Source organism: Streptomyces sp. C, from assembly GCF_000158895.1.
Lineage (GTDB): Bacteria > Actinomycetota > Actinomycetes > Streptomycetales > Streptomycetaceae > Streptomyces > Streptomyces racemochromogenes.
Map to the genome: position 1 here is coordinate 5,722,088 of NZ_GG657750.1, position 5,017 is coordinate 5,727,104.

Annotated in this window: 4 protein-coding genes and 1 pseudogene; all 5 read left to right on the forward strand. The window is 71.4% G+C overall.

The genetic code is table 11. The features are described from left to right. Window positions 1-1,970 (forward strand): translation initiation factor IF-2 (gene infB, locus SSNG_RS26035; RefSeq protein ID WP_128637152.1); only part of this gene is annotated, 1,970 nt, incomplete at its 5' end. Window positions 1,971-2,123: 153 nt separating this feature from the next. After that, a complete protein-coding gene (locus SSNG_RS26040) occupies window positions 2,124-2,417 on the forward strand; it encodes a DUF503 domain-containing protein (protein ID WP_007266901.1) in 294 nt (97 codons plus the stop codon). A 33-nt stretch (window positions 2,418-2,450) separates the two neighbouring features. Next, window positions 2,451-2,903: a 30S ribosome-binding factor RbfA gene (rbfA, locus tag SSNG_RS26045; RefSeq protein WP_007266902.1), complete on the forward strand. Its 453-nt coding sequence runs from the start codon at window positions 2,451-2,453 to the stop codon at window positions 2,901-2,903. Beyond that, the gene (gene truB / locus SSNG_RS26050) at window positions 2,900-3,808 is read left to right on the forward strand and encodes a tRNA pseudouridine(55) synthase TruB (protein ID WP_007266903.1); all 909 of its coding nucleotides are present in this window, start codon (window positions 2,900-2,902) and stop codon (window positions 3,806-3,808) included. The genes rbfA and truB overlap by 4 nt, the downstream gene beginning before the upstream one ends. A 251-nt stretch (window positions 3,809-4,059) precedes the next feature. Then, window positions 4,060-5,017, forward strand: a pseudogene (locus tag SSNG_RS42330) (hypothetical protein); the annotation flags it as partial.

Here is a 5,017-nt window from a genome sequence, read left to right on the forward strand (position 1 = left end):
CCGGCTTCGGTGGCCGTCCCGGCGGTCCCGGTGCCCGTGGTGGCACGCAGGGTGCCTTCGGCCGTCCCGGCGGGCCCGCCCGTCGCGGTCGCAAGTCGAAGCGTCAGAGGCGCCAGGAGTACGAGGCCATGCAGGCCCCGTCCGTGGGCGGCGTGATGCTGCCCCGCGGCAACGGCGAGACCGTTCGCCTGTCGCGCGGTGCCTCCCTCACCGACTTCGCGGAGAAGATCAACGCCAACCCGGCGTCGCTGGTCGCGGTCATGATGAACCTCGGCGAGATGGTCACTGCCACGCAGTCCGTCTCCGACGAGACCCTCCAGCTCCTCGCGGGCGAGATGAACTACACCGTTCAGATCGTCAGCCCGGAGGAGGAGGACCGCGAGCTGCTCGAGGGCTTCGACATCGAGTTCGGCGAGGACGAGGGCGGCGAGGAGTTCCTGCTCCCGCGTCCGCCGGTCGTCACCGTCATGGGTCACGTCGACCACGGTAAGACCCGCCTGCTCGACGCCATCCGCAAGACGAACGTCGTCGCGGGCGAGGCCGGCGGCATCACCCAGGGCATCGGTGCCTACCAGGTCTCGACCGAGGTGAACGACGAGCAGCGTCGCATCACCTTCATCGACACCCCGGGTCACGAGGCGTTCACCGCCATGCGTGCCCGTGGTGCGAAGTCGACCGACATCGCGATCCTCGTGGTCGCGGCCAACGACGGCGTCATGCCGCAGACGATCGAGGCGCTCAACCACGCCAAGGCCGCCGGCGTCCCGATCGTCGTCGCGGTCAACAAGATCGACGTCGAGGGTGCCGACCCGGTCAAGGTGCGCGGTCAGCTGACCGAGTTCGGTCTGGTGGCCGAGGAGTACGGCGGCGACACGATGTTCGTCGACATCTCCGCCAAGCAGGGTCTGCACATCGACTCCCTGCTGGAGGCCGTCGTCCTCACCGCCGACGCCTCGCTCGACCTGCGCGCCAACCCCGAGCAGGACGCCCAGGGTATTGCGATCGAGTCCCACCTCGACCGCGGCCGCGGTGCCGTCGCCACCGTCCTCGTCCAGCGCGGTACCCTCCGCGTCGGCGACACGATGGTCGTGGGCGACGCCTACGGCCGCGTGCGCGCCATGCTCGACGACAAGGGCAACAACATCGAGGAAGCGGGTCCCGCGACCCCCGTCCTGGTCCTGGGTCTCACCAACGTCCCCGGCGCCGGCGACAACTTCCTCGTCGTCGACGAGGACCGCACCGCCCGCCAGATCGCCGAGAAGCGTGCTGCGCGCGAGCGCAACGCCAACTTCGCCAAGCGCGTCCGTCGCGTGTCCCTCGAGGACCTCGACTCCGTGCTCAAGGCCGGTCTGGTCCAGGAACTCAACCTCATCATCAAGGGCGACTCGTCCGGTGCGGTCGAGGCCCTGGAGTCCTCGCTGCTCCAGCTCGACGTCGGCGAAGAGGTCGACATCCGCGTCCTGCACCGCGGTGTGGGTGCGGTCACCGAGTCCGACATCTCGCTCGCGATGGGCTCCGACGCCATCGTCATCGGCTACAACGTCCGCGCTGTCGGCCGTGCCGCGCAGATGGCGGACCGCGAGGGCGTCGACGTCCGGTACTACTCGGTGATCTACCAGGCCATCGAGGAGATCGAGGCGGCCCTCAAGGGTCTGCTCAAGCCGGAGTACGAAGAGGTCGAGCTCGGCACGGCGGAGATCCGCGAGATCTTCCGCTCGTCCAAGCTGGGCAACATCGCCGGTGTCCTGGTCCGCTCGGGCGAGGTCAAGCGCAACACCAAGGCGCGGCTCCTGCGCGATGGCAAGGTCATCGCCGAGAACCTCACCATCTCCGGTCTGCGCCGCTTCAAGGACGACGTCACCGAGATCCGCGAAGGCTTCGAGGGCGGTATCAACCTCGGCTCCTTCAACGACATCAAGATCGACGACGTCATCGCGACGTACGAGATGCGCGAGAAGCCCCGCGCGTAAGCGCGAGGCGGTTCGTACCGTGTCGTAACCCCGGGGCCGGTCGGCGGAATATCCGTCGATCGGCCCCGGCCGTTGCGTGTACGGTTCTGGTGACCCTGCCGAGCGTCGGCCGGCAGGCCACCTAACCCGCACCGGCGGGACATCCGGAACTGCATGTACGTGGGGACTCTGTCCTTCGACCTGCTCCTCGGCGACGTCCACTCGCTGAAGGAGAAACGCTCCGTCGTCCGGCCCATCGTCGCCGAGCTCCAGCGCAAGTTCTCCGTGAGCGCGGCCGAGGTGGGAGACCAGGACCTGCACCGCAGGGCCCGCATAGGGGTCGCCCTGGTGAGCGGGGACGCGGGGTTCGTGTCGGACGTGCTCGACCGCTGTGAGCGGCTGGTCGCGGCGCGTCCGGAAGTGGAGCTGCTGTCCGTGAGACGGCGGTACCACGGTGATGAAGACTGATTGCTTGTCTGCAACAAAGAAGGAGACGGACCAGTGGCCGACAATGCGCGGGCGAAGAAGCTGGCGGACCTCATCCGGGAGGTGGTGGCCGAGAAGCTGCAGCGCGGAGTCAAGGACCCCCGCCTCGGTACGCACGTGACCATCACGGACACCCGGGTCACCGGCGACCTGCGGGAGGCCACGGTCTTCTACACGGTCTACGGCGACGACGAGGACCGGGCCAGCGCGGCAGCGGGCCTGGAGAGCGCCAAGGGCGTACTGCGCTCCGCGGTCGGCCGGGCGGCGGGAACCAAGTTCACGCCCACCCTGACCTTCGTCGCGGACGCCCTCCCGGAGAACGCCCGGACCATCGAGGACCTCCTCGACAAGGCGCGGGCCTCCGACGCCCAGGTGCGCGAGGTGTCCTCCGGCGCCAAGTACGCCGGCGAAGCCGACCCGTACAAGAAGCCGGGCGACGAGGACGACGAGGACGCAGCCGCGGAATGAGCACCAACGCAGGGAAGACTCCGGACGGCCTGGTCATCGTCGACAAGCCGTCCGGCTTCACTTCGCACGACGTGGTCGCCAAGATGCGCGGGATCGCCAAGACCCGCCGCGTCGGCCACGCCGGCACCCTCGACCCGATGGCGACGGGCGTCCTCGTCCTCGGCGTGGAGAAGGCCACGAAGCTCCTCGGCCACCTCGCGCTGACCGAGAAGGAGTACCTCGGCACCATCCGGCTCGGGCAGAGCACCCTCACGGACGACGCCGAGGGCGAGATCACCTCGTCCGCCGACGCCTCCGGGGTGACCCGCGAGGCGGTGGACGCGGGCATCGCCAAGCTGACCGGCGAGATCATGCAGGTCCCGTCCAAGGTCAGCGCCATCAAGATCAAGGGCGTGCGCTCCTACAAGCGCGCCCGCGACGGCGAGGACTTCGAGATCCCGGCCCGCCCCGTGACCATCTCGTCGTTCCAGGTGTACGACATGCGCGAGGCCGAGGCCGAGGACGGCACCAAGGTCGTCGACCTCGTCGTCTCCGTCGTCTGCTCCAGCGGTACGTACATCCGCGCCCTCGCCCGCGACCTGGGCGCCGACCTGGGCGTCGGCGGCCACCTCACGGCGCTGCGGCGCACCCGGGTGGGCCCGTACAAGCTCGACAAGGCGCGCACGCTCGACCAGCTCCAGGAGGAGCTGACCGTTATGCCGATCGGCGAGGCGGCCGCCGCCGCGTTCGCGCGCTGGGACCTGGACGCCCGCCGGGCCTCGCTGCTCGCCAACGGCGTGCGGATCGAGATGCCGGACGAGTACCGGGACGGCCGGACCGTCGCCGTCTACGGGCCCGAGGGCAAGCTGCTCGGGCTCGTGGAGAGCAAGGGCGGCAAGACGAAGTCCCTCGCGGTCTTCGCCTGAGGACTCCTGCCGGCCCGCTCCGGCCGGTTGACGTGGAGCGGTGAGCGCACACGGACTGCTGCTCACCGCTCCACAACCCCCCTCGGATAGGTCTCTATCCATCCGGAGCACCGTATTCACCCTTCCGAGCAGGCGCTCGGAGTGAATGCCGGGAGCGTAAGGGGGCGCTTTCGGGCCGCGTGCTTTTCCCGCTGATCTTCACTTGCCTACCGTCGTGAACACGGGTCCCGCGGCGGGGGAGTGGTGCGGCGATGACGGACGAGGTCACGGACGGTACGAGGGGCGCGGGCCGCGGCGCCTTCGCGGGTGCCGGGTGGCCGGCCGCGGGGCCGGCCACGGGACTGGCCGCGGGGTCGGCCGGGTGGCCGGCCGCGGGACTGGTGACGATCCGGGACCGGGACGGACTCCCGCGCGGGAGCGGCTTCGTCGCCGACGACCGCGGCACGGTGATCACCAGCCACGACGCCGTCGAGGGCCTGGCCGGGATGGTCCTGCACGCGTCCGGCGCCGAGGGGCCCGGCCGGCCGGCGTCGGCCGATGACGTGACCGCCCTGCCGGAGCTCGGGCTGGCCCTCGTGCGCGGTGACGGACTGGGCGTGCCGCCGCTGCCCGTGGCGATGCGCGAGGCGATCCCTCCGGGGACGTACGTACGCCTGCCCGCGCGGGGCTGGCGCCAGGCGCGGGTCCTCGGGGCGGGAGCGGAGGTCACCCACACCGCGGCCGGCCGCCGCCACGTACTCCCCGCCGCGGTCGAGCTGGCCATCGGAACGGCCGGCCGGGACGCCCTGCGGCTCGGCGGCGAGGTCCGCGGGGGGCCGGTCCTGGACGCGGCGACCGGAGCGGTGCTCGCGGTACTCGGCACCGCTCTCGAAGCAGAGCACCGCTCCGGGAGCTTCGCCGTGCCCCTGCGCGCGGCCGCCGCGCACGCACCGGGAGGCGCCCTGGCGGCGCTGCTGGAGCGGAACTCCGCCACCGTGCCGGGCTACGGCGCGGACCTCAACCTGGCCGGCGCCCTGGAGCTGACCGCCACCACCCTCGGCGCGGCCTTCCCCCCGGCCGGCGCCGCCGAGCCCGCCCCCTACCCCGTGCCGCGCCCCGGGATCAGCGCCGGGCTGGCCGCCTTCACCGCCGGGCCGGACCTCGTGCTCGGCCTGGTCGGGGCCCCCGGCACCGGCCGCACCACCGCCCTCGCCGCCCTCGCCGCCGACC